This is a genomic window from Bacillus sp. FSL M8-0277 (assembly GCF_037975305.1).
In the GTDB taxonomy this organism is placed as follows: Bacteria; Bacillota; Bacilli; order Bacillales; family Bacillaceae; genus Bacillus; species Bacillus pumilus.
This window is the reverse complement of the sequence record NZ_CP150255.1, coordinates 2,073,898-2,099,363: the sequence shown is the minus strand read 5'-3', so window position 1 is coordinate 2,099,363 and position 25,466 is coordinate 2,073,898. Positions and strand designations below refer to the sequence as shown.

The following is a 25,466-nucleotide window of genomic DNA, read 5'->3' as shown; positions in this document are numbered from 1 at the left end:
TTTGGTGATCAAAATTGACGCGAGCAGAAAGAAAGAAGCAGCATATTGAACATGCCTTGTCCACTGGACAGCATGCAGCAACAGGTTTAAAAGATGTTTCCTTCGTTCACGCCAGTTTACCAGATCTTGCAACATCACAAATTGATACACATTCAACAATTGGCGGACTGACTTTCGGTTCGCCAATTTTTATCAATGCAATGACTGGCGGAGGCGGAAAATCGACCTATGAGATTAATCGCTCTTTATCGATCGCAGCGAAGGAAACCAATATTCCGGTGGCAGTTGGATCGCAAATGGCTGCACTGAAAGATAAAGAAGAAAGACGTACGTATGAAGTTGTTCGTAAAGTGAATCCAGATGGAATTGTCTTTGCGAACTTAGGCAGTGAGGCAACGATGAAGCAAGCGAAGGAAGCCGTTGAGATGCTGGAGGCCAATATTCTCCAGATTCATTTAAATGTGATTCAAGAGATTGTCATGCCTGAAGGAGACCGTGATTTCAGGGGGGCACTTGAGCGCATCGCAGCCATCAATGAATCAGTTGGTGTGCCTGTTGTCGTAAAAGAAGTTGGATTTGGCATGAGCAAGGAAACGGCCAAAAAGTTATTTCATGCTGGGGTTGCGGCCGTTGATGTAGGCGGATTTGGTGGTACGAACTTTTCTAAGATCGAAAATCTTCGCCGCCAAAAAGCACTTCATTATTTTGATCAATGGGGGATTCCAACTGCAGCGAGTCTTGCTGAAGTACATACAAGTTTTCCAGATCAAACGATTTTAGCCTCGGGAGGTATACAAGACGCCCTTGATGTAACAAAATCAATCGCACTTGGCGCATCCGCTGCTGGTCTAGCTGGCTTTTTATTAAAATCACTGACTGACGGAGGGGAGAGCGGTCTCATCGCGAATATCATAGATCTTCAAGAAGATGTGAAGATGATGATGACAGTCCTTGGCGTGAAGACCATTGAAGAGCTGAGACAAACCCAACTTGTCATTTCAGGTGAAACAAGTCATTGGCTCAAAGAAAGAGGCATCGACACAACGTACTATAGTTTAAGATCAAATAAGAAAAAGGACTAAAAGCAAGTTTAGCCCTTAAACATCTAAGGCATGTGGTCATCACATGCTTTTTTTTATTGATTTCTTTTTCGCGCACTATCTGGACCTTCTAATGCTGTTGCCCCTTTATAATGAATGGATTGATCACGGTCAGATTCCACTCTTTTTGATGCCTTTAAGCGTTTTTCCTGTCTATCTTTTCCCATCATACATCCCTCCTCAACCATTAGGGTGTCACCTCTTGTTTATTTCATACAATGCCCAAAGCGATCTCTTACGTTTAAAAATTGGTGATTTTCCCATAATGTAATTGAGGTGATGAGACGTTGGAGGCTTTGTACTATTATTGGTCCATATGGTTCGTTTGGATTATCGTGACATTTATTATGGAAAAAAGCTCATGGCGCAATGTGCTAGGCGTCTTTGTCCTTGTCCATATTATATGTAGTCATTTCATGATATCCATATTTGATATGAGCCTGAATGCGGGGTACTTGATGACCTTTTTATATGCATGTGCGGGTTTCGTTATATTCCGGTCTGGGCATCAAATAATGAGAATCATACAATTAGGTTCTATGGTGAGCGCATATGCCTTTTTTATGATTTTTGCATTATATGATCCGGTTTGGTTCACGCTAATAAAAGTGGATTGGGTCGTATTTGCCTTGCTGATCTTGATGTCTTTGACATATGGACATCATTTCACAGAACGAGTCACCTTATGGATGATGGCTGTATGTCTTGGCGAAGCCCTTTATGCGCTCACAATTCACCGCCTGACATCATCGATTGTCATAGGAGATCTCTCTTTTCTATCCCTTGTTGTTCAAGGGTCCATCTTCCTATTAGGTGTCGATCAGCTTGAAAAGCTCTTGAACGCCCGTTCATCAAGAAAACCAGTAAAAGGGGCTGCAAAATCAACATGACGGATTATACGTTTCCTGTGATTATTGGTGTCATCTTTGGGATGGCGGCCAGGCTTTATATGTTAAGAACAGATTACCGGCAATACCCTACGTATATTCATGGACAAGTGATTCACATTGCGCTTGGTTTTATCGCTTCAGGACTTGGTGCGATCATTATGCCTGCACTCATTCAGGAGGAATTTACGGCGATTACCTTTCTCACGCTGGCGGCCACGCAATTCCGAGATGTCCGCAATATGGAAAGAAATACGTTAACTCAAATGGATTCATATGAGCTAGTCTCAAGAGGCAGTACATATATAGAAGGCATTGCTATCGCCTTTGAAAGCCGAAATTATATTGCGATTCTCACGGCACTGATTACGACGACAGCCTGTATTTTCTTCTCGCTCGTTATTGGGACAGTGGTCGGTATTCTTTGTTTTTTCTTGGCAAAGCTATTAATGTCTGGCAGCCAATTAAAGGATATTGTCAACATACAAAAAGGAGAGCTTCGCTTTGATGGGGCAGGGCTTTATGTGAACGATATTTACATCATGAATATCGGACTGCCCGAAAAGCAAAAGCTCATATTAGAGCATGGGATGGGCTTTATTTTGACACCGAAAAATTTCAACGCAGCCACAACGATTGCCAACCTTGGGCAGCGGCAAGCTATTTTATTTGATTTATCCAATGTACTTGGTGTGTATCGCGACTCTGGTGAACCATCACTCTGTCCGCTCGCAAAGCGTGATTTGAATAACGGCACACTTGGCGTGTTCATTTTACCGCAATGGTATCGTGAAGATCTTGCTGTCCGTGTATTAGAAGAAGTACCCATTTTAGAAAATGCCATCAGAATGCCGACAGAGTTCATAAAAAAGAAAGTGAGGTAATAGGGCATGGCGAACACTATTGAACAATTTATACTCGCTGTGGCTACAACAAATAAAGAGCGGGTCATGGGCGGAACAGCCGTTTTTTTCTGTGAAAATAAAGAAGAACTCGACATGTACGCCATGAATTTAGAGGCCATTTTAGATGGAATTGCACACGGAATTGGAGAAGATCTTTACTTGATTGTCAAACATTTTTAAGTTATTCATTGTGGTCTGATTAAAAATTGATATAATATATAAGTTGAACCCTTCATGTTTGAAGGGTTTATTTCATAAAACTGAATGAAAATTTTAAATCCCGGTTGAAACATGATGATGAACATATTGAATCGCGGCTGGATTGAAAGGAAGGGTACTATGGGTAAACCTGTCGTAGCCATTGTTGGAAGGCCCAACGTTGGAAAATCTACAATTTTTAATCGAATCGCAGGCGAAAGAATATCGATTGTAGAAGACACACCTGGTGTAACAAGAGATCGTATTTATAGCTCTGCTGAATGGTTAAATTATGACTTTAACTTAATAGATACTGGTGGAATTGATATTGGAGATGAGCCATTTTTAGCGCAAATTCGCCATCAAGCAGAAATTGCAATGGATGAAGCGGATGTCATTATCTTTATGGTGAATGGCCGAGATGGTGTGACATCAGCGGATGAAGAAGTCGCAAAAATTTTATATCGCACGAAAAAGCCAGTTGTACTTGCTGTCAATAAACTGGACAACCCTGAAATGAGAAGTGACGTGTATGACTTTTATGCACTAGGGTTTGGCGAGCCATATCCGATTTCTGGAACGCACGGATTAGGTCTTGGTGATCTACTTGATGCTGTTGCAGAACACTTTAAGAACTTACCAGATACGCAGTATGACGAACAAGTTGTCCAGTTCTGCTTAATCGGTCGCCCGAATGTAGGGAAATCTTCTTTAGTGAATGCGATGCTCGGAGAAGACCGCGTCATTGTCAGCAACATCGCTGGTACAACAAGAGATGCTGTCGATACGATGTTTACGTATAATCAGCGTGATTTTGTCATTGTTGATACAGCAGGTATGAGAAAAAAAGGAAAAGTATACGAAACAACAGAGAAATACAGTGTGCTTCGTGCATTAAAAGCCATTGATCGTTCTGATGTTGTCGCTGTTGTTCTAGACGGTGAAGAAGGCATTATTGAGCAGGATAAACGTATTGCGGGCTATGCACACGAAGCTGGTAAAGCCGTTGTGATCGTTGTGAACAAATGGGACGCTGTTGAAAAAGATGAGCGTACGATGAAGGAATTTGAGCAAAACATTCGTGAGCATTTTCAATTCCTAGATTATGCTCCTGTCTTGTTTATGTCTGCTCTCACGAAAAAGAGAATTCATACGTTAATGCCGTCCATTATTACAGCTAGTGAAAATCATGCGATGCGCGTTCAAACGAATATTTTGAACGATATCATCATGGATGCAGTAGCAATGAATCCAACGCCGACTCATAATGGACAGCGCCTGAAAATTTACTATGCGACACAGGTGGCGATTAAGCCTCCGTCCTTTGTTGTATTTGTAAACGATCCAGAGCTTATGCACTTTTCTTATGAACGTTTCCTAGAAAATCGCATTCGAGATGCGTTTGGTTTTGAAGGAACACCGATTAAAATATTTGCGAGAGCGAGAAAATAAAAAGGGTGAGCAGAATGAAGAAAATTTCAGTACTTGGAGCAGGAAGCTGGGGAACAGCCCTTGCTCTTGTATTAGCTGATAATCATCATGATGTACACATGTGGGGACATAGACAAGAGCTCATTGACCAAATCAATGAGAAACATGAAAATCATGATTACTTGCCAAATGTCGCACTGCCGGTGTCTATTCAGGCGACGACAGACATGAAGCAGGCGTTAGAGGGGACAGACGCTATTATTGTCGCTGTGCCAACAAAGGCCATTCGTGAAGTGTTGAAGCAGGCAAATGAGCTGATTACGTCGAAAGTGCCGTTTGTCCATGTAAGTAAAGGAATTGAACCAGATACACTTCTGAGAATATCTCAAATGATTGAACAAGAAGTCCCGGATGAGAAAAGAGAAGCTGTCGTCGTCTTATCAGGACCGAGCCACGCCGAGGAAGTAGGCTTGCGTCACCCGACAACTGTCACTGTCTCATCAGAAAATATTGAAGCGGCTCAATTTGTTCAAGATTTGTTCATGAACAACAACTTTAGAGTTTATACAAACCCTGATGTGATTGGTGTAGAAATTGGCGGCGCACTGAAAAATATCATTGCTCTTGCGGCAGGGATCACAGATGGGCTTGGATATGGTGACAATGCAAAAGCGGCGCTCATCACTAGAGGACTCGCTGAAATCGCACGTCTCGGTACAAAAATGGGAGGGAATCCTCTGACATTTGCCGGTTTAACGGGCGTTGGAGATTTGATCGTGACATGTACAAGTGTTCATTCACGTAACTGGCGCTGCGGAAATCTGCTTGGTAAAGGGTATAAACTTGAAGAAGTGCTTGAAAAAATGGGGATGGTCGTCGAAGGCGTCCGTACAACAAAAGGCGCTTATCAGCTCTCCAAAGAATACAAGGTCAGCATGCCGATCACAGAGGCGCTTTACCACGTCCTGTTTGAAGGGAAAAAGGTCGACGATGCGGTCGAATCATTGATGGCACGTGTGAAAACACATGAAATGGAAGACCTTGTGAACATGTTTGAAAACCAAACAAAATAAATGGAAGACTGAACTTAGGCATGTAGAGGATGCAAGAAGGGGAAGACTTGCATAACATAGCAATGAAGTTTGAATAGAGCTTTGCCTCTACAGAATGAGGAAAAATAGTCGACCTAATGACTGAAGCGGAGTCCCCCTCTTTGCTTCAGTTTTTTTATGCGCTTTTTTCTGAATGATTGGAAAAATGATTGATATTTACCTTATTTTTGGTTTAGAATGAAATATAAACGCTTACAATTTGTTCGTTTTAAAGGGGGACAGGCACGATGAGTTTTGCTTTAATCAAGATGTGGTTTGCACTTGGTTCAATGGGGCTCATGTTTTTAGCTGTAGTAACCATTTATTTCAGTCGATTTAAGCTGAAGAGCCGGTTTCTTAAAATAACAGCCTCGACCGTCGCATACAGCTTGATGCTGATATCAGGTATCATTGTGTTTTTAGTTGTATTTAGCGGGCCGGTCAATGAATAAAGAAAAAGGAAGAATGTGATGATCAAAGCAAAAGTCAGTGTCACGTTGTTAGCACTTATTTTACTAACAGGATGTCTGTATCCAGAAAATCGCAAAACTGAAAACCGTGTGCCGTACGAAGAGCAGCTGCAAAGCGTTCAGACAGCGATTGAGGAATTTCAAAAAGCAACAAATGGTCTTTTGCCGATTGAAACGAAAGAAGCAGACACGCCGGTTTATCAAAAGTACGTCATCGACTTTAAGCGCTTGTCACCAAGATATTTACACGATGTACCGTCTACATCCTTTGAAGGCGGAGGGGAATATATGTATGTCCTCACAGACGTCGAAAAAAACCCAACTGTGAAACTGCTTGATGTCAAAATGACGCAAACTATCAGTGAATTACGGCTTAGAATCAAAATATATCAAGATGAACATACATATCCGCCATACGGCAAAGTAGTATCAAACAATTTATATACGTTAAATGAAAAAAAGCTAGGCTTAAAATCGCCGCCTACGGTCATGAGCCCGGTGACAGGGAATTCCCTCCCATTACTGATTTCATCAAATGGCGAAATCTATGTGGATTACCGCAGTGATTTTGCTCATATTTTGAAGAATACGAAACGAAAGCTGAAACCAGGTGAAAACATTCAAGATGTCTATTGGCAGGAAACCCCGTTTGTACCCGCGTTTTCTGTCCCATATACCATCAACAAAAAAGGTGAGCCTGACTTTTTAGAAAAAAAGACGTCATAAACAAGAATGAACCTTTTTCCTCTGCATATAAATGAGGAGAAAGGTTTTTTTATGGCTAAACATACTCTCAAAACAAAAAAAGGTGTCATATTCAAATAGGACAACGTCATACACATATATTGTCCAGACACCTTTCAAGCAAGTTTGATTGAAGAATAGAGTATTTTATTTGAAAACGAGGATAGCAAGTCCGGGAGGGGATCACTTGGAAAAAGTCGATATTTTCAAGGATATCGCTGAACGAACAGGAGGCGATATATATTTAGGAGTCGTTGGCGCTGTTCGTACAGGGAAATCTACGTTTATTAAAAAGTTTATGGAGCTCGTGGTGCTCCCGAATATCAATAATGAGGCAGATCGTGCAAGAGCACAGGATGAATTGCCGCAAAGCGCAGCAGGAAAAACCATTATGACCACTGAGCCAAAATTTGTACCGAATCAAGCGGCATCGATTCATGTGAGTGACGGTCTTGATGTCAACATCAGGCTTGTCGATTGTGTAGGATACACAGTCCCTGGTGCGCGCGGGTATGAAGATGAAAATGGTCCAAGAATGATCAACACGCCGTGGTATGAAGAGCCAATTCCGTTCCATGAAGCAGCGGAAATTGGCACACGCAAGGTCATTCAAGAGCATTCAACCATCGGTGTTGTGATTACAACGGATGGTTCTATTGGAGAAATTCCAAGACATGATTATATTGAATCTGAAGAACGTGTGATTGATGAACTCAAAGAGGTAGGAAAGCCGTTTATTATGGTGATCAACTCTGTGAGACCCTATCATCCTGAAACAGAAGCGCTGCGGCAGGAACTGAGCCAAAAATATGATATTCCAGTACTTTCCATGAGTGTAGAAAGTATGAGAGAGCAAGACGTCCTTAGTGTGCTTCGTGAAGCATTATATGAATTCCCAGTCCTAGAGGTGAATGTGAACCTGCCAAGCTGGGTCATGGTGTTGAAAGAAGATCATTGGCTGAGAGAAAGCTATCAGGACTCAGTGAAGGAAACCGTAAAGGATATTAAAAGATTAAGAGATGTTGACCGTGTTGTTGGCCAGTTCAGTGAATTTGACTTTATTGAAAGAGCGGGCTTAGCAGGGATTGAAATGGGTCAAGGGATTGCGGAGATTGACCTGTACGCCCCAGATGATCTATATGATCATATTCTAAAAGAAGTGGTTGGTGTAGAAATTAGAGGGAAAGACCATCTTCTAGAGCTCATGCAAGATTTTGCGCATGCGAAGACAGAATATGATCAAGTATCAGATGCCTTAAAAATGGTGAAGCAGACGGGATACGGAATTGCGGCCCCGGCCTTGTCAGATATGAGTTTAGATGAGCCAGAAATCATTAGGCAGGGCTCGAGATTTGGCGTAAGACTAAAGGCGGTTGCGCCATCTATTCATATGATTAAGGTAGATGTAGAAAGTGAATTTGCACCGATTATCGGAACAGAGAAACAAAGTGAAGAGCTCGTCCGCTACTTAATGCAAGACTTTGAAGATGATCCGCTTTCGATTTGGAATTCAGATATATTTGGGCGCTCACTCAGCTCCCTTGTCAGAGAAGGCATTCAAGCAAAGCTGTCACTGATGCCAGAAAATGCAAGATATAAACTGAAAGAAACACTTGAAAGAATCATCAACGAAGGATCAGGCGGTTTGATCGCGATTATTCTATAGCATGTGAGACCTCTCATTGACAGGGGTCTTTTTTTGCGTAAGGAATGAGTCATAAAAAGACAATTGTATAAAGATTAGTCAGATTCAGGCTGAAATTAGGAATATTCGTTCGTAAAAGTGCCCTTAATCCTTGACGAATAAGGATTCTTCCCTTTAAAATGCTTGATATGGTATTTCATATGTGTTAATCTACTTACAGAAAATCTTCACTTTGCTGGACAAACATTCCTTCAAAGAGTTGTTTTCTAATGAAAAGCCATGTATACCGCTTTCTAGACGCTCTTTTTTTCGAAAAAAGTGTATAGAAAGAAGATGAATTGTGAAGAAATGATAACAATCTACTGAATGCATATTTTTGGGAGGAGGTGAAAGGCATGAACAAGACAGAACTTATTAACGCGGTTGCTGAAGCAAGCGAGTTATCTAAAAAAGACGCGACAAAAGCAGTTGATTCTGTTTTTGATACAATTTTAGATGCACTTAAAAATGGTGACAAAATCCAACTTATCGGTTTTGGTAACTTTGAAGTACGTGAGCGTTCAGCTCGTAAAGGACGTAACCCACAAACTGGTGCAGAGATCGAAATCCCTGCAAGCAAAGTACCTGCTTTCAAACCAGGTAAAGCACTTAAAGACGCGGTGGCAGGTAAATAATCGTTATGTGTAATGATCCTATTGCAGGAGTTATACATATACAGTTTCACACTGGTCTAGAAAAGCCCCTTTCATAAGGGGCTTTTCCTTTTGAATCAAAAGGTTCGTTTAGAACGCTCTCCTTTGCTTTTAGGATCTGAAGTGTGCTAGAATCTGATTGAAATGTAATCGCCTTTGGAGGATATAATACATGAGTGAAATAAATAAAGAACTAATCGAACACGCAGTACGCGATATATTAAAAGCCATCGGAGAAAATCCAGATCGTGAAGGACTTCTTGATACCCCTAAACGAGTAGCAAAAATGTATGAAGAAGTGTTCTCGGGATTAAATGAAGATCCAAAAGAACATTTTAAAACCATTTTTGGTGAAGACCACGAAGAACTCGTTCTTGTAAAAGATATTGCTTTCCATTCAATGTGTGAACACCACCTTGTACCTTTTTACGGAAAAGCGCATGTCGCTTATATTCCGCGCGGCGGAAAAGTGACAGGACTTAGCAAACTTGCAAGAGCTGTAGAGGCTGTTGCCAAACGCCCGCAGCTTCAGGAACGCATCACATCAACCATTGCAGATAGTATGGTGGAAACACTCAATCCGCATGGCGTGATGATTGTCGTTGAAGCAGAGCATATGTGTATGACGATGCGCGGAGTGAAAAAGCCAGGCGCAAAAACAGTGACTTCAGCAGTACGCGGTACATTTGCAAATGATGCAGCGGCAAGAGCAGAAGTACTTTCCTTTATTAAAAACGACTAATTCAATAGATAGATGGAAGGTGAACAGATTGAGTGAAAATAAAGCATCTGATTTTGTAGTGATTAAAGCCAATGAAAATGGTGTAAATGTCATCGGCTTAACTAGAGGCTCTGATACAAGATTTCACCATTCCGAAAAGCTCGATAAAGGTGAAGTCATCATTGCACAATTTACTGAGCATACGTCAGCGATCAAAGTAAGAGGCGATGCTGTCATTCAAACAAGCTTCGGGGAAATTCAAAGCGAAGCAAAGAAATAAATACTTGAGTGCACTTGATAGCATAAAAGTGAGAGCTGATATGGTATAATAAATCTCTATACAATGTGCAGGGCTACATATGAAACTGTAATTTTTGGGACAAGGGTGATATCTTTGCAAGACATCTACGGAATTTTATCTAATCTAAATATAAAATTAAATAAAAAGCTTTCTCATCCTTATTTGGCGAAACATTTACGTGCGCCACTCATCGATGAAGATAAGCTCCTTCTTTTTCATGCAATGTTTGATGAAGCTCAAATTGATGCAGAGAAAAAAGAAAATTATATTTTAACGGCGATGCTTGTGCAAATTGCCCTTGATACCCATGACGAAGTCACAACTGCTGCAGCGATCAAACAAGACGAATTCAAAAATCGTCAGCTGACGATCCTGGCAGGAGACTATTTCAGCGGTCTCTATTATTCTCTTCTCTCTGACATGAAAGACATCTACATGATTCGCACGCTCGCAACGGCGATCAAAGAAATCAATGAACATAAAATTAGACTGTATGATCGATCCATTCAAGATGCGGCGCACTTTTACAAAAGTGTAGCAACGGTTGAGTCTGCGTTATTCCAAAGGGTTTCTGAGCATTTTCAATTAACGCATTGGAATGAGATTGCAAGTCGTTTCCTTGTTTATAAGCGTTTCATGAAACAAGCAGAAGATGACAAACATTTAAAACTTTTTTTGAACGATAGCTATACGGACGCCTATACATGTTTTGACAACTTTGAGAATGAAGGCTATGAAAAGGCCAAACGATCCATCAAGGAGCATCTTGTTTCATCTCCGGTCGTTCAAAAAGAGCTATTAAATCGCCTGGATCATATGAAAAATGAACCTGCGTATCATCAGAAAGTGGAAGAAGGGTAAGTCATGCAGCAATCAAAAGAACAGCGAGTACACGGTGTATTTGAAAAAATTTATAAAAACTATGATCAAATGAACTCCGTCATCAGCTTTAAGCAGCATAAAAAGTGGCGCGATAAAACAATGAAACTGATGAATGTTCAAAAAGGAGCCAAAGCATTAGACGTATGCTGCGGAACAGCCGATTGGACCATTGCGCTTGCTGATGCTGTTGGAGACAAAGGCGAAGTCAAAGGCCTTGATTTTAGTAAAAATATGCTGAGTGTTGGAGAAACGAAGGTGAAGACTGGGGGCTATAATCAAATTGAATTGCTTCACGGCAATGCGATGGAGCTTCCTTTTGAGGACAACACATTTGATTATGTCACCATCGGTTTTGGCTTACGGAACGTCCCTGATTACTTAACAGTGCTAAAAGAAATGACAAGAGTCGTGAAGCCTGGTGGAATGGTTGTCTGTCTAGAGACATCGCAACCTGAAATGATTGGGTTTAAACAAGGCTACTATGTCTATTTCAAATACATCATGCCGCTCTTTGGTAAACTGTTTGCCAAAAGCTATCAGGAGTATTCATGGCTTCAAGAATCAGCCAAAGCGTTCCCTGGCATGAAAGAACTGGCGGCTCTTTTCGAAGAGGCGGGTCTGTCTGATGTCTCGTATCATCCATTTACAGGCGGTGTAGCAGCAACACATATCGGAAAGAAGCTTTGAATAAACGATATTTGGGTGAAAATAATGAAACTAAAAGCAATGATCTCTTTTTTAAATCATGATATCGATATTATTGAAAAAGAGCTTGAACAAACAGTTCGCTCTGATTATGCATTATTAAGTGAAGCGGGTCTTCATTTGCTGCAAGCGGGCGGAAAACGAATCCGCCCCGTTTTTGTTCTCCTTTCAGGCATGTTTGGCGACTATGACATTAATAAAATTAAATATGTTGCCGTTGCGCTTGAGCTCATTCATATGGCATCGCTCGTTCACGATGATGTTATTGATGATGCAGAGCTGAGAAGAGGCAAGCCAACGATTAAGGCAAAATGGGACAATCGAATTGCCATGTACACAGGAGATTATATGTTTGCAAGATCTCTTGAGTATATGACAAAGATCAATCACCCAATGGCGCATGAAATTTTGTCAAAGATGGTCGTCGAGCTCTGTCTTGGTGAAATCGAGCAAGTGAAAGACAAATACAATATGGATCAAAACCTACGTACATATCTAAGAAGAATCAAACGAAAAACAGCCTTGCTCATTGCAGGCAGCTGTCAGTTAGGTGCGATAGCAGCAGGTACAGATGAGAAAACACATAAAGCCCTTTACTGGTTTGGCTACTATGTCGGTATGTCCTATCAGATCATTGATGATGTGCTTGATTTCACATCAACTGAAGAAGAGCTTGGTAAGCCTGTTGGAGGAGACCTTTTACAAGGAAATGTCACACTCCCGGTCTTATATGCACTGAAGAATCCTACACTCGAAGGACAATTAAAGCTGATTAATAGTGAAACAACGGAAACCCAGCTAAAACCTGTGATTGAACACCTCAAACAAACAGATGCGATCGACCGCTCGATTCGAGTGAGTGAAATGTATTTGAAAAAGGCATTCGAACAGCTAGACAAACTTCCTCGAGGACGAGCGAAAACGTCACTCGCTTCCATTGCCAAATATATTGGAAAACGAAAATTCTAATCAACATATTGTTGATTGGTTTTTTTGTGAAATTTTTTGTCAAAAATTGATTATTATATAAAAAAATGATACGATCACTTTGTAACAATGTAAGCCTATACATACATAAACGACGGGGTGGAGAACGTATATGGACAAAACATTTCTTATGGTCAAACCTGATGGTGTGGAAAGACAATTAATCGGTGAAATTGTGTCAAGATTCGAAAAAAAAGGGCTTCAGCTTGTTGGTGCAAAACTAATGAGCATTCCAAAAGAAGTAGCAGAAACACATTACGGAGAGCATAAAGAAAAACCATTCTTCGGGGAATTGGTTGACTTTATTACGTCAGGACCAGTATTTGCAATGGTATGGCAAGGTGAGCAGGTAGTAGATGTCACAAGACAGATTATCGGCAAAACAAACCCGAAGGAAGCGCTTCCGGGCACAATAAGAGGAGACTATGGATTGACGGTTGGAAAAAACATTATCCATGGCTCAGACTCACCAGAAAGTGCTGAAAGAGAAATCAACTTATTCTTCAAACAAGAAGAACTCACAAACTGGGATCAAACCATCTCAAGCTGGATTTATTAAAATTCAAGCCAAGGTGTTCATCAAATGAGCACCTTGGCTTTTTTATATGAATATTTCTACACGAAATTTCGCATGAGAAGATACAAATTTTCGATAAAAACAGCTATACTAGGACAAAGATAGATGAGACAGGAGAGGACTTTGATGGATCAATATCAAGTGTTTGTCGGAAAATGGAAAAAGCTAACCGGGGTGGATCTGAATTTATATAAAGAAGCACAAATGAAACGAAGATTAACGTCACTATATGATAAAAAAGGATATAGAGATTTTGAAGCGTTCGCGTCTGCCCTTGAAAAGGATAGAGCACTATTAGACGAGACGATGGATCGAATGACGATCAATGTGTCAGAATTTTACCGAAACTATCAACGCTGGGAAGTGCTTGATCAAAAAATTCTTCCGCTGCTTTTGAAAAACAGCGGGACCCTAAAAATATGGAGTGCAGCATGTTCGACAGGAGAGGAGCCGTATACACTCTCAATGCTGCTATCAAGCCATCCGCTTGTGAAGGACTTCCAAATTATTGCAACTGATATTGATGATAAAGTGCTGCAATCAGCTCAAAAAGGAAAATATCATGAACGATCACTGCAAGAGGTACCAGATCAAATCAAGCAAAAATATTTCACAAAAGAAGATTCATCATTTTACACTGTGAAGGATGAGGTGCGAAAGCACATTCAATTTAAAAAACACAACCTTTTAGCAGACCCTTATGAAAAACAGCTTGATCTTATCGTGTGCCGAAATGTCCTTATCTACTTTACAGAAGAGGCAAAAGAAGAGATTTACAGGAAAATGAGCAGCAGTTTAAAACCAAATGGCGTATTATTTGTTGGTTCAACTGAACAAATTTTTCATCCAGAAAAGTTTGGACTCACATCAGCTGATACTTTCTTTTATCAAAAGAAGGGGTTGTAGCTGACTTTTTAGTAGTAAGTGTGTTATCATAGTTTTACTTAAAAGCGTTAATGCGATGAAGGGAGATCAAGTCATGAGATACTTAACAGCAGGTGAATCACATGGTCCACAATTGACCACAATTATTGAAGGCGTTCCAGCGGGACTTTACATAGAGCAGGATGACATCAACTATGAATTGGCTAGAAGACAAAAAGGTCACGGCCGCGGCAGAAGAATGCAGATTGAAAAAGACCAAGCGAAAGTGTTAAGTGGTGTTCGTCACGGGAAAACATTAGGTTCTCCTATTGCACTTGTCGTTGAAAACAACGACTGGAAGCATTGGACAAAAGTGATGGGGGCAGAGCCAATCACAGAAGAAGAAGAGAGTGAAATGAAGCGTCAAATTTCACGCCCTAGACCAGGACATGCGGATTTAAATGGTGCGATTAAATATGGACATCGTGATATGCGAAATGTATTAGAGCGTTCATCAGCCCGTGAGACAACCGTGCGCGTAGCAGCAGGCGCAGTCGCTAAACAAATCTTGGCTCATTTAGGAATCAAGGTAGCTGGCCACGTTCTTGAAATTGGCGGAGTGAAAGCAGCTCAAACGGCATATGAATCAATTGAAGATTTGCAAAAGGTAACGGAAGAGTCACCTGTTCGCTGCTACGACAGTGAAGCAGGTCAAAAAATGATGGATGCCATTGATGAAGCGAAGAAAAACGGTGATTCAATTGGCGGAATTGTGGAAGTCATCGTTGAAGGAATGCCGGTTGGAGTCGGAAGCTATGTTCACTATGACCGCAAATTAGACAGCAAGCTTGCAGGTGCTGTTCTGAGTATCAATGCTTTTAAAGGGGTCGAATTTGGTATCGGCTTCGAGGCGGCTTCTAAAAATGGTAGTGAGGTCCATGATGAAATCATCTGGGATGAAGAAAAGGGCTATACGAGAAAAACAAATCGCTTAGGTGGTCTTGAAGGCGGAATGTCAACTGGTATGCCAATTGTCGTAAGAGGGGTCATGAAACCAATCCCAACGCTTTACAAACCGCTTCAAAGCGTTGACATTGAAACAAAAGAACCTTTCTCTGCAAGCATTGAGCGTTCTGACAGCTGTGCTGTTCCTGCCGCAAGTGTTGTCGCAGAAGCAGTCGTGGCTTGGGAAATCGCCAATGCTGTAGTGGAGCAGTTTGGCCTTGATCAAATTGACCGCATTAAAGAAAATGTTGAAAAAATGCGCCAGCTTCAGAGGGAATTTTAATGAAAACACTGGAAGTTAAGACGTCTTCAGCCACTTATCCTGTATACATCGGTGATGGGATTAAACGCAATATCGTCGACTTGATGACTTCCACGGGGCATTCCTATACGAAGCTCTTAATCGTGACAGATACAGCGGTTGATGCCATTTACGGTGATGAAATGGTTCGATTACTTAAGCAGAAGTGGTCTGTGCATAAAGTGGTTGTGCCAAGCGGAGAGCAGTCGAAATCTTTTGCTGAGTTTGAGCATATTCATACGAAGGCCATTCAGTTTCAGCTGGATCGCTCCTCGTGCATCATTGCGCTTGGAGGCGGCGTAATTGGCGATTTGGCTGGCTTTGTTGCTGCTAGTTATATGAGAGGCATTGATTTTATTCAAGTTCCGACGACACTACTGGCACATGACAGTGCAGTTGGCGGGAAAACGGGGATTAACCACCCGCTCGGTAAAAATTTAATCGGTGCGTTTCATCAGCCGAAAGCCGTGATCTATGATACGAGCATGCTTGAGACACTATCTCAAACTGAAATGAGGTCAGGCTTTGCTGAGGTCATCAAACATGCCCTCATTTCAAGTGAAGACTTTTTATCAGAGCTGATGTCTATTCGTTCTTTGGCGGAATGTTCAAAGAGCCAGCTGGCACATATGCTGTATCAAGGGATTGAGGTCAAAGCGTCGATTGTTCAAAAAGACGAAAGAGAACAAGGCGTGCGTGCATTTTTGAATTTAGGTCATACACTTGGGCATGCCATTGAAGCAGAGTATGGATACGGCGTTATTACACACGGAGATGCTATTGCAATCGGCATGCAGTTTGCGCTATATGTGAGCGAAAAGAAGCTGGGACTCAGCCTCAATCGGACGGAACTAAAAGAGTGGATGAAAGAACTCGGATTTCCGGTACAAGTCACTCAAGATATTTCCACGAAAACATTTGTTGACCGGATGATTGGTGATAAAAAGGCAAGAGGTGGAACCGTTCAATTTGTTTTATTAAAACAGGTTGGAGATGCTGTCTTGCAGTCTTTCACAAAAGATGATCTGCATCAATGGCTCGAAGAATGGAAACGGGAGGAGGGATGTCTATGATGTTTCGCGGGATACGTGGGGCTACAACTGTGACAGAAGATACAGAAACAGAAGTGTTAAACAAAACGAAACAGCTGCTAGAAGCGATTATTTCAAGAAATCAAGTAGATCCAGAACGTGTCGTGCAGATCTTAATTTCAGCTACACAAGATATTCACTCCGTTTTTCCGGCAAAAGCCCTTCGTCAGTTTGAAGGGTGGACGTATGTGCCTGTTACTTGTATGCAGGAGCTGGACATTCAAGGCGGTTTAAAACATTGTATTCGTGTGTTAATGACGGTCCAAACAGACACAAAGCAGGAAGATGTGCAGCATGTGTACTTGGAAGAAGCTGTGACGCTTCGCCCTGATTTACAGTTGACAAAAAACAAGGAATTATAATACGATATGAACAGCCGAAGTTTACACACAGGTGTAAACGGCATTGCAAGTTTAGAGAAGATGAGAATGAGACTAGGGTAGTTGAGATGAGTAGAGTTGAGCAGAGATACGATACGTCTATTTCATCATACTGCCTAAAAGAGCACCCCTCTTTTAGGCTTATTTCGTATACTCATACAAACCCTCTATATGTCCCCTCATTCTCCTTAATCCCATTTAAGGAGTGTGCTTATGAATTCCCAATCAAATTTGACCCGATTTTTAAGGGACAGCGAGTCCCACAAAACGATCCCGATTGTTGAAACCATTACAGTTGATACGCTCTCACCGATTCAAATTGTCGAAAAACTCAAGGCAGATATTGTGTATCTACTAGAAAGCAAAGATGAGTCTTCTAGCTGGTCGAGATATTCCTTCATCGGATTACATCCTTTTTTAACCTTACATGATGATCAAAACGAATATATTGCACGTGACGCGGCAGGGCAGGAGGTCATGAAAAAACAAGAACTGAAAGACTTATTAGACTGGATGAAAGAGCAATATCAAATCAAGACACCAGACGTTGACATCCCGTTTACAGGCGGGGCAGTTGGGTACTTAAGTTACGATCTTATTCCAAGCATTGAACCATCTGTCAGGCCGCATCTAAGCGCACCAACGACAGACAATTGTACACTATTTGTCTGCCAAACGATGATTGCCTTTGATCATGAAACGAATCATGTTCATTTTATCCAATACACCCAGCTAACCGGAAATGAAACAGAAGACGAAAAAATACGAGCTTACAAAGAAAATCAAAAGCGGCTTGAACAGATGATTCACAAGCTCCACACAAAGATTGATATGAAAGAACTGATTTTATCAGGGAATATGAACGAATCACCGTCCTTTGAACATGTGACATCAACCTATGAAAAAACACAATTTCTAAAGGACGTAGAAAAAATCAAAGAATACATTCGAGCGGGTGATATTTTTCAAGGCGTACTCTCACAGCGCTTTGATATTCCAGTGTCAGTGAGTTCATTTGAATTATACCGTGTGCTTCGCATTGTGAATCCATCTCCATACATGTATTTTATGAAATTAAAAGACCGTGATTTAGTCGGAAGCTCACCAGAACGATTAATTCATGCCAAAAATAGGCACCTAGAAATTCATCCTATTGCAGGCACTAGAAAAAGAGGAGCAACAAAAGAAGAGGACGCCGCACTGGCAAGAGAGCTGCTAGAAGATGAGAAAGAAAAAGCAGAACATTACATGTTAGTAGATCTAGCCAGAAATGATGTCGGTCGCGTAGCAGAATACGGCAGCGTGTCCGTACCGACCTTTACAAAAGTTGTGAACTTTTCACATGTCATGCACATCATCTCCATTGTGACAGGGAAGCTAAAGCAGGATACACACCCAGTTGATGCACTCATGTCCGCATTTCCAGCAGGCACATTAACAGGGGCACCGAAAATAAGAGCGATGCAATTATTAAATGAAATGGAGCCTGAGCCAAGGGAAACGTATGGCGGCTGTATTGCCTATATTGGGTTCGACGGTAATATCGATTCTTGTATTACCATTCGTACCATGAGCGTCAAAAATCAGATCGCTTCCATACAAGCAGGCGCTGGCATTGTCGCAGATTCTGTGCCAGAAAATGAATGGGAAGAGACTTGTAACAAGGCAGGAGCGCTTCTGAGGGCCATTCAGCTTGCTGAACATATTTTCTCAGAAAAGGAGAGTGTGCAGGATGAATCAGCGACTATCAGCTCTTGTTAACGGAGGCTTCCTATCAGAAAATGAAGCACATAGACTAATGCATGATATGATGAGCGGCTCTTTAACAGATGCTGAAGTCGCTGCAAGTCTATCGATTTTAGCGCATAGAGGAGAAACCGCTGAAGAAATGACAGGCTTCGTGAGGGCCATGCGGCAAAAAGCAGAACCAGCGGAAAGATCGCTTGATGTCGTTGACACATGCGGCACAGGAGGCGATGGACTCTCCACATTTAATATATCAACTGCAGCTGCTATTGTAGCTTCCGCCGCTGGTGCTAAAATCGCAAAACACGGAAATCGTTCAGTCTCTTCAAAAAGCGGAAGTGCCGACGTGCTAGAGTGTCTTGGGATTCACATTCAATCTACTCCAGAAGAAACAAGAAGGCAAATACAAGAGAAAAACATGGGCTTTTTATTTGCACCACTGTACCATTCATCTATGAAACAAGTAGCAGCAGTCCGCAAGCAGCTTGGCTTCCGGACGGTATTTAATCTATTAGGACCGCTTTGCCACCCGATGCAAGCCAAAAAGCAAATCATCGGTGTGTATGCAAAGGAAAAGGCAAAATTAATGGCGGAAGCCCTTGCCCCATTAGAGCCAGAGCATGTCCTGTTTGTATGCGGGGAAGACGGGCTGGATGAACTAACGATTACAGCCAATTCATATGTGATTGAACTCAAAAAAGGTGCCATGACAGAATATACGCTAAACCCAGAAGACTTTGGACTGGAAAAAGGATACTTATCAGATATTCAGGTCCAATCACCGGAAGAGAGCGCGAAATTGATTCAGAATATATTGAATCATCAAACAGGAGGGGCGCCGCTTCATATTACAGCTCTGAATGCCGGGGCGGCTTTATATGTCGCGGGCAAGTCAGAAAGCCTCATGGCAGGAACATTAAAAGCATTAGAAACGATTAAAAACGGAGCAGCCAAAGAACAATTGGCTCGTTTAAAACAAAAAACGAAAGAGGAAGAGATCTATGCTTAATCAAATCATTGCACGTAAAAAAGAACATATCCAAACGTTGCAGTTACCTGTGGATGGACACTTTGAAAGACGATCATTTAAAGAAGCACTCATGAACCCTCACCGCTCGATTGGGCTGATTGCTGAGGTGAAAAAGGCTTCTCCTTCCAAAGGAATCATTCAGCCAAATTTTGATCCTCTGCAAACAGCAAAAGCCTACGAAAAATCGAATGCTGATTGCTTATCAGTCTTAACAGATGAACCATTTTTTCAAGGGAAGAACGAGTATCTTTCCTTAATTAAAGAATACGTCGCACGTCCAATTTTAAGAAAAGACTTTATCATCGATTCCATACAAATAGAAGAGTCAAGACGTATCGGTGCAGATGCCATTTTATTAATTGGGGAAGTACTTGAACCGCAACAGCTGCATGAATTCTATGCTGAAGCGAAGGAAAAAGGACTAGATATTCTTGTCGAAGTTCATGCAGCAGATACACTGGAACATATCTTAAACCTATTCACCCCCGAAATCATTGGCGTGAATAACCGAAATTTAAAGACATTTAAAACAACAGTTGAGCAAACAAAAGAGATTGCACCACTTGTTCCAAAGGATGTCTTGCTAGTGAGTGAAAGCGGTATTCAGACATTTGATGATCTGACCTTTGTCAAAAAACATGGAGCGAGTGCTGTCCTTGTAGGTGAATCATTAATGAGAGAACCCTCACAAGAAAAAGCCGTTCAGACGTTATTTGGAGAATGACCACGATGAAGCCTTTTTTAAAATATTGCGGGGCGGTCTCACTAGAAGATGTAGAATGCATTGCGCAATCTCAAGCAGATGCGATCGGATTTATTTTTGCTCCAAGTAAAAGGCAAGTCGATCCAGATCAAGTGAAACAATGGCTCACCGATTCGCAGTGCAGGAAAAAGATTACTGGTGTATTTGTAAATGAAAAAATCCAAAAAGTGTGTGACATCACAAAGCATATTCCTTTAGATATCGTGCAGCTGCATGGAGATGAAACAAGAGAGGATGCAAAAGAAATAAAACAACAAACAGGGGCGGTAGTGTGGAAAGTCTTTCATCACGATCCCGATATAAAAGAAACACTTGATCAGATGACGGCATTTGCGCCGTTTGTCGATGGTTTTCTCATTGATGCGAAAGTAAAAGGGATGAGAGGCGGTTCTGGCACAGCTTTTACATGGGAAGCGGTACCTGTATACATTCAGCAGGCAAAACGACTGGAGAAAACATGCATCATTGCAGGTGGAATAACACCAGAAACACTGCCAGAGCTTCTTGCCTATAGCCCAAAAGCGATTGATCTTTCAAGCGGCATAGAAGAAAACGGGAAGAAAAGCAGCGCTAAGATCAAAGCGCTCGAAGAAAGGATGTTAAACGATGTACGCATATCCAAATGAGCTTGGCAGATATGGAGAATTCGGAGGGAAATTTGTTCCCGAGACGCTCATGCAGCCACTCAAAGAAATCGAACAAGCATTTAACGAATTAAAAGAAGACCCAGCCTTTAAGAAAGAATATCTTTCTCTACTGCAAAACTATTCAGGCAGACCGACTGCGCTGACATATGCTGATCAATTATCTGCATACCTCGGCGGCGCAAAAATCTATTTAAAAAGAGAAGATTTAAACCATACAGGTGCTCATAAGATCAACAATGCACTTGGTCAGGCACTGCTTGCAAAAAAAATGGGGAAATCAAACATCATCGCAGAAACAGGCGCTGGACAGCACGGAGTAGCAGCTGCAACGGTGGCCGCCAAGTTTGGATTATCGTGCACGGTATTTATGGGAAAAGAGGATGTGGAGAGACAATCTCTCAATGTATTCCGAATGAAGCTCCTTGGCGCTGAAGTCATACCTGTCACAAGCGGAAACGGCACATTAAAAGATGCAACGAACGAAGCGATTCGTTACTGGGTCCAGCACTGTAGTGATCATTTCTATATGATCGGTTCAGTTGTAGGACCTCATCCATATCCCCAAATCGTCAGTGAGTTCCAGCGGATGATTGGTGATGAAGCAAAAGAGCAGATGCTGAAAAAAGAAGGCAGGCTCCCTCATAAAGTCATTGCTTGTGTCGGCGGCGGAAGTAATGCTATTGGAATGTACCGAGCGTTTTTGGATGATGAGATTGATTTGATTGGTGTAGAAGCGGCTGGAAAAGGAATCGATACGCCGCTTCATGCAGCAACCATTACGAAGGGGACAAAAGGGGTCATTCATGGATCTTTGACCTATTTAATCCAAGACGAATTTGGCCAGATTATTGAGCCCTATTCCATTTCAGCTGGTCTAGATTATCCCGGGATCGGACCAGAGCACGCATATTTACATGCGAGCGGACGCGTTCAATATGTGAGTGCTACAGATCAAGAAGCACTGGATGCACTAAAGCTGCTGACAGAAAAGGAAGGAATCCTGCCAGCGATTGAATCAGCACACGCTTTAGCCAAGGCGTTTGAGATGAGCAGGACAATGAGTGAAGATGAAATCATCCTTGTCTGCCTATCAGGAAGAGGAGATAAGGATGTGCATACATTAATGAATGTGCTTGAAAGTGAGGGCAAAACCAAATGATCACATTTCGATTAGAGCAAGACGAGAAATTATTCATCCCATTTATTACAGCAGGGGATCCGTCAGAAGAAATCACGATCGATTTAGCTGTGTCCCTTCAAGCAGCCGGTGCACATGCGATTGAGCTAGGTGTTCCTTATTCCGATCCGCTAGCAGACGGTCCTGTCATTCAAAGAGCCTCCAAAAGAGCTCTAAATCATGGCATGAATATCGTAAAAGCGATAGAATTAGCAGGGAAGATGAAAAAAAACGGTGTAAAAATTCCTGTAATTCTATTTACGTATTATAATCCTGTGTTACAATTAGACACAGAATACTTTTTCGCTTTACTGCGCAAAAATCATATTTCGGGACTCTTAACACCCGACTTGCCTTTTGAAGAAAGCAGTGAGCTGCAAAAGAACTGTCAAACATATGACATTTCATATATTTCGCTCGTTGCACCAACCAGTAAGGAACGATTAGTAAATATAGTAGAGCAGGCAGAAGGTTTTGTGTATTGTGTTTCATCTCTTGGTGTAACAGGTGTCAGACAAACCTTTGACGAATCGATTACTGATTTTATTCAACAAGTGAAACAGCTGAGTCACATACCGGTTGCGGTCGGTTTTGGTATCTCAACAAGAGAGCAGGTAGACGCAATGAATAAACTGAGTGACGGCGTCGTTGTAGGCAGTGCACTTGTAAAAAAAATTGAAGAACTTCAGGATCAATTGTTAGCAAGTGATACTCGTCAAGACGCTTTAAGAGAGTTTGAAACCTATGCAAAAACATTTAGTCCCCTCTATTCATTCAAATGAGGTGAAACTTTTGCAAATCAAAGATCAATTAAAACAACTAAAACCGTATCAACCTGGGAAACCAATTGAAGAGGTCAAAAAAGAATATCAATTAGACAAAATTGTGAAATTGGCTTCAAATGAAAACCCTTTTGGATGTTCCGCTCATGCAAGAGAGGCGATACAAGCTGAGCTTGAACATTTAGCGATCTATCCAGATGGATACAGCGCAAGTTTAAGAACAGAGCTCGCTGAGTTTCTTCAAGTAAATGAAAAACAATTAATATTCGGGAATGGCTCAGATGAACTTGTGCAAATTATTGCTAGGGCATTCCTTGACCAACATACAAATACCGTCATCCCAGCTCCGTCTTTTCCGCAATATCGTCACAATGCGATCATTGAGCGGGCAGAGATTCGAGAGGTGCCGCTTTTAGACGGAGGAGCTCACGATCTGAAGGGCATGCTGGATGCGATTGATGAGAACACGAAGGTCGTCTGGGTATGCAACCCGAATAACCCGACGGGAAATCATTTGTCAGAATCTGAGCTTGTGGCGTTTTTAGATCAAGTACCAGCTCATGTGCTTGTAGTACTAGATGAAGCATATGTCGAATACGTTCGTGCGGAAGACTTTCCGAACAGCTTATCTTTATTACACAACTATCAAAATGTTATCGTACTCCGTACGTTTTCTAAAGCGTATGGACTGGCCGCGCTTCGAGTAGGCTATGGCATTGCATCAGAAGAGTTGATTACTGCGATTGAACCAGCGAGAGAGCCGTTTAATACGAGTCGTATCGCTCAGGCAGCAGCTCGTGCAGCGATAAAAGATCAGGACTTCATTCAATCATGCAGACAAAAAAATGAAGCAGGTCTCAAGCAATATCAAGAATTTGCTGACCGTTTTGGACTATTTATTTATCCGTCTCAAACAAACTTCGTGCTGATTGATTTTAAAAGAGATGCAGATGAATTATTCAATGCATTATTGAAAAAAGGCTACATTGTTCGTTCTGGTAAAGCACTTGGTTTTCCAACGTCTTTACGTATTACGGTCGGAACAATGGAGCAAAATGCAGAAATTCTAAGTACACTTGCTGATTTAATGCAAGGCATTCGAGCGTAGCATAACCATAAAGTCATATCCTTTTACAGGATATGGCTTTCATTGTACCAACCTCATACATATAAGCTGTTGAAATGGCTTTTTTAATTTTCGCGAAAAAACAGGTGATGAACATGAATGATGCAAATGAAACAATATTAATCGCTGGACTTGGTTTAATTGGAGGTTCCATCGCACTGTCGATTAAAAAAGAGTATCCTCATAAAAAAATTGTTGGATACGATGTGTCCAAAGAACAAATGGTTGCAGCAACAAAGCTGGGTATCATTGATTTAGCAGCTGATTCATTTGCGGCAGGTTTGGCTGAATCTGCGACTATTATTTTGGCAACACCAGTTCAGCAAACAGTCAATATGCTTCGTGATATTGCAAACTCTGGAATTGAGAGAGAGCTCACAATTACCGATGTTGGCAGCACAAAGCAAAAGGTTGTCCATTTTGCTGAAAAAACGCTTCCTAAGCACTATCAATTTATTGGTGGACATCCAATGGCAGGCTCTCACAAGTCAGGTGTTATAGCAGCGAAAGACTTTTTATTTGAAAATGCGTTCTACATTTTAACGCCGGCAAAGGAAACAAACCGCGAGGCTGTTGATCGTTTGAAGGACTTGTTAAAAGGTACAAATGCTCATTTTATTGAGATGACCCCAGAAGAACATGATGGTGTAACAAGTGTGATTAGTCATTTCCCTCATATTGTTGCAGCCAGCCTTGTGCATCAAGCACATCATTTTGAAGAACAATTCCCACTTGTCAAACGGTTTGCTGCTGGAGGCTTTCGTGACATTACACGTATTGCGTCAAGCAACCCTGCAATGTGGCGAGATATCCTTCTGCACAACAAAAACAAGATTTTAGACCGGTTCCATGAATGGAAAAAAGAGATCGATCGCATTGAGACCTTTGTACAGCAAGAAGACGCTGAAGGCTTGTTCTCTTATTTTCAAGAGGCAAAGGAATATCGTGATGGACTTCCTCTGAGGAAAAAAGGTGCCATTCCTGCTTTTTATGACCTTTATGTGGATGTTCCAGATCACCCTGGAGTCATTTCGGAGATTACAGGACATTTAGCAAATGAGAGCATCAGTATTACGAATATCCGTATTATTGAAACGCGGGAAGACATTAATGGGATTTTACGCATTAGTTTTCAAACAGAAGACGACCGTAAACGTGCAGAGATCTGTATAAAAAATAGAGCGAATTACGATACATTTTATGCTGACTGAGGTGACA

General features: G+C 41.6%; 29 protein-coding genes. 28 read left to right on the top strand and 1 reads right to left on the bottom strand.

The annotated features are described in order from the left end of the window. Positions 1 to 14 precede the first annotated feature (14 nt). On the top strand, positions 15 to 1,082 hold the full coding sequence (fni, locus tag MKZ05_RS10420) for a type 2 isopentenyl-diphosphate Delta-isomerase (RefSeq protein ID WP_339160025.1): 1,068 nt from the start codon (positions 15 to 17) through the stop codon (positions 1,080 to 1,082). A 53-nt stretch (positions 1,083 to 1,135) separates the two neighbouring features. Here fni and MKZ05_RS10415 read toward each other — a convergent pair whose 3' ends face one another. Next, positions 1,136 to 1,267, bottom strand: coding sequence for a YpzI family protein (locus tag MKZ05_RS10415; protein WP_003215762.1), 132 nt, complete (start codon positions 1,265 to 1,267; stop codon positions 1,136 to 1,138). Positions 1,268 to 1,615: 348 nt separating this feature from the next. Here MKZ05_RS10415 and MKZ05_RS10410 point away from each other — a divergent pair, with 348 nt between their 5' ends. The 27 genes from MKZ05_RS10410 to MKZ05_RS10280 all read left to right on the top strand — a co-directional run bounded on the left by MKZ05_RS10410 (position 1,616) and on the right by MKZ05_RS10280 (position 25,459). Next, on the top strand, positions 1,616 to 1,990 hold the full coding sequence (locus tag MKZ05_RS10410; protein WP_223251245.1) for a hypothetical protein: 375 nt from the start codon (positions 1,616 to 1,618) through the stop codon (positions 1,988 to 1,990). After that, a complete protein-coding gene (locus MKZ05_RS10405; protein ID WP_003215905.1) occupies positions 1,987 to 2,871 on the top strand; it encodes a YIEGIA family protein in 885 nt (294 codons plus the stop codon). The genes MKZ05_RS10410 and MKZ05_RS10405 overlap by 4 nt, the downstream gene beginning before the upstream one ends. A gap of 6 nt (positions 2,872 to 2,877) precedes the next feature. Further along, positions 2,878 to 3,072 carry a hypothetical protein gene (locus MKZ05_RS10400; RefSeq protein WP_003215794.1) on the top strand — a complete coding sequence of 65 codons (195 nt, stop codon included), beginning with the start codon at positions 2,878 to 2,880 and terminating at the stop codon, positions 3,070 to 3,072. A 159-nt stretch (positions 3,073 to 3,231) separates the two neighbouring features. Then, positions 3,232 to 4,542 (top strand): ribosome biogenesis GTPase Der, encoded by a 1,311-nt coding sequence (gene der, locus MKZ05_RS10395; RefSeq protein WP_003215663.1) that lies wholly within the window; start codon positions 3,232 to 3,234, stop codon positions 4,540 to 4,542. Positions 4,543 to 4,556: 14 nt separating this feature from the next. After that, positions 4,557 to 5,594 (top strand): NAD(P)H-dependent glycerol-3-phosphate dehydrogenase, encoded by a 1,038-nt coding sequence (locus MKZ05_RS10390; RefSeq protein ID WP_044141099.1) that lies wholly within the window; start codon positions 4,557 to 4,559, stop codon positions 5,592 to 5,594. A gap of 266 nt (positions 5,595 to 5,860) precedes the next feature. After that, positions 5,861 to 6,064: a DUF2768 domain-containing protein gene (locus tag MKZ05_RS10385; protein ID WP_034318888.1), complete on the top strand. Its 204-nt coding sequence runs from the start codon at positions 5,861 to 5,863 to the stop codon at positions 6,062 to 6,064. 18 nt (positions 6,065 to 6,082) lie between these two features. After that, a complete protein-coding gene (locus MKZ05_RS10380) occupies positions 6,083 to 6,808 on the top strand; it encodes a hypothetical protein (protein ID WP_003215852.1) in 726 nt (241 codons plus the stop codon). Between the two features lie 205 nt (positions 6,809 to 7,013). Next, complete coding sequence (gene spoIVA / locus MKZ05_RS10375; RefSeq protein ID WP_003215616.1) at positions 7,014 to 8,492, top strand: stage IV sporulation protein A; 1,479 nt, start codon at positions 7,014 to 7,016, stop codon at positions 8,490 to 8,492. A gap of 374 nt (positions 8,493 to 8,866) precedes the next feature. Continuing rightward, positions 8,867 to 9,145 (top strand): non-specific DNA-binding protein Hbs, encoded by a 279-nt coding sequence (hbs, locus tag MKZ05_RS10370; protein WP_003215863.1) that lies wholly within the window; start codon positions 8,867 to 8,869, stop codon positions 9,143 to 9,145. 190 nt (positions 9,146 to 9,335) lie between these two features. Continuing rightward, entirely contained in the window at positions 9,336 to 9,905 is a 570-nt protein-coding gene (gene folE / locus MKZ05_RS10365) for a GTP cyclohydrolase I FolE (protein ID WP_281236225.1), read from the top strand. 28 nt (positions 9,906 to 9,933) lie between these two features. Continuing rightward, positions 9,934 to 10,164: a trp RNA-binding attenuation protein MtrB gene (mtrB, locus tag MKZ05_RS10360; protein ID WP_003216082.1), complete on the top strand. Its 231-nt coding sequence runs from the start codon at positions 9,934 to 9,936 to the stop codon at positions 10,162 to 10,164. Between the two features lie 114 nt (positions 10,165 to 10,278). Further along, a complete protein-coding gene (locus MKZ05_RS10355; RefSeq protein ID WP_003215666.1) occupies positions 10,279 to 11,046 on the top strand; it encodes a heptaprenyl diphosphate synthase component 1 in 768 nt (255 codons plus the stop codon). 3 nt (positions 11,047 to 11,049) lie between these two features. After that, positions 11,050 to 11,754 (top strand): demethylmenaquinone methyltransferase, encoded by a 705-nt coding sequence (locus MKZ05_RS10350; RefSeq protein ID WP_003215527.1) that lies wholly within the window; start codon positions 11,050 to 11,052, stop codon positions 11,752 to 11,754. 24 nt (positions 11,755 to 11,778) lie between these two features. After that, complete coding sequence (hepT, locus tag MKZ05_RS10345) at positions 11,779 to 12,741, top strand: heptaprenyl diphosphate synthase component II (protein ID WP_003215649.1); 963 nt, start codon at positions 11,779 to 11,781, stop codon at positions 12,739 to 12,741. Between the two features lie 130 nt (positions 12,742 to 12,871). Further along, entirely contained in the window at positions 12,872 to 13,318 is a 447-nt protein-coding gene (gene ndk / locus MKZ05_RS10340; RefSeq protein WP_003216015.1) for a nucleoside-diphosphate kinase, read from the top strand. Between the two features lie 144 nt (positions 13,319 to 13,462). Then, entirely contained in the window at positions 13,463 to 14,242 is a 780-nt protein-coding gene (locus tag MKZ05_RS10335) for a protein-glutamate O-methyltransferase CheR (RefSeq protein ID WP_050943841.1), read from the top strand. A 73-nt stretch (positions 14,243 to 14,315) separates the two neighbouring features. Next, positions 14,316 to 15,488 carry a chorismate synthase gene (gene aroC / locus MKZ05_RS10330; protein WP_088000992.1) on the top strand — a complete coding sequence of 391 codons (1,173 nt, stop codon included), beginning with the start codon at positions 14,316 to 14,318 and terminating at the stop codon, positions 15,486 to 15,488. After that, entirely contained in the window at positions 15,488 to 16,579 is a 1,092-nt protein-coding gene (aroB, locus tag MKZ05_RS10325; RefSeq protein ID WP_251190373.1) for a 3-dehydroquinate synthase, read from the top strand. Before aroC ends, aroB begins: the two co-directional genes overlap by 1 nt. Continuing rightward, positions 16,576 to 16,959 (top strand): chorismate mutase, encoded by a 384-nt coding sequence (gene aroH / locus MKZ05_RS10320; protein ID WP_034661065.1) that lies wholly within the window; start codon positions 16,576 to 16,578, stop codon positions 16,957 to 16,959. The genes aroB and aroH overlap by 4 nt, the downstream gene beginning before the upstream one ends. Before the next feature lie 231 nt (positions 16,960 to 17,190). Further along, positions 17,191 to 18,738, top strand: a complete 1,548-nt coding sequence (trpE, locus tag MKZ05_RS10315) for an anthranilate synthase component I (RefSeq protein WP_050943844.1) — start codon at positions 17,191 to 17,193, stop codon at positions 18,736 to 18,738. Then, complete coding sequence (trpD, locus tag MKZ05_RS10310) at positions 18,710 to 19,732, top strand: anthranilate phosphoribosyltransferase (RefSeq protein ID WP_003215742.1); 1,023 nt, start codon at positions 18,710 to 18,712, stop codon at positions 19,730 to 19,732. Before trpE ends, trpD begins: the two co-directional genes overlap by 29 nt. Next, entirely contained in the window at positions 19,725 to 20,477 is a 753-nt protein-coding gene (trpC, locus tag MKZ05_RS10305) for an indole-3-glycerol phosphate synthase TrpC (RefSeq protein ID WP_339160015.1), read from the top strand. The genes trpD and trpC overlap by 8 nt, the downstream gene beginning before the upstream one ends. A 5-nt stretch (positions 20,478 to 20,482) precedes the next feature. Continuing rightward, on the top strand, positions 20,483 to 21,142 hold the full coding sequence (locus MKZ05_RS10300) for a phosphoribosylanthranilate isomerase (RefSeq protein WP_339160012.1): 660 nt from the start codon (positions 20,483 to 20,485) through the stop codon (positions 21,140 to 21,142). Next, positions 21,123 to 22,322: a tryptophan synthase subunit beta gene (gene trpB / locus MKZ05_RS10295; RefSeq protein ID WP_335365607.1), complete on the top strand. Its 1,200-nt coding sequence runs from the start codon at positions 21,123 to 21,125 to the stop codon at positions 22,320 to 22,322. The genes MKZ05_RS10300 and trpB overlap by 20 nt, the downstream gene beginning before the upstream one ends. Then, complete coding sequence (gene trpA, locus MKZ05_RS10290; RefSeq protein WP_050943849.1) at positions 22,319 to 23,122, top strand: tryptophan synthase subunit alpha; 804 nt, start codon at positions 22,319 to 22,321, stop codon at positions 23,120 to 23,122. The genes trpB and trpA overlap by 4 nt, the downstream gene beginning before the upstream one ends. Before the next feature lie 10 nt (positions 23,123 to 23,132). After that, on the top strand, positions 23,133 to 24,230 hold the full coding sequence (gene hisC / locus MKZ05_RS10285) for a histidinol-phosphate transaminase (RefSeq protein ID WP_003215818.1): 1,098 nt from the start codon (positions 23,133 to 23,135) through the stop codon (positions 24,228 to 24,230). A gap of 113 nt (positions 24,231 to 24,343) precedes the next feature. Beyond that, positions 24,344 to 25,459, top strand: coding sequence for a prephenate dehydrogenase (locus tag MKZ05_RS10280; protein ID WP_137055041.1), 1,116 nt, complete (start codon positions 24,344 to 24,346; stop codon positions 25,457 to 25,459). Positions 25,460 to 25,466: the final 7 nt, after the last annotated feature.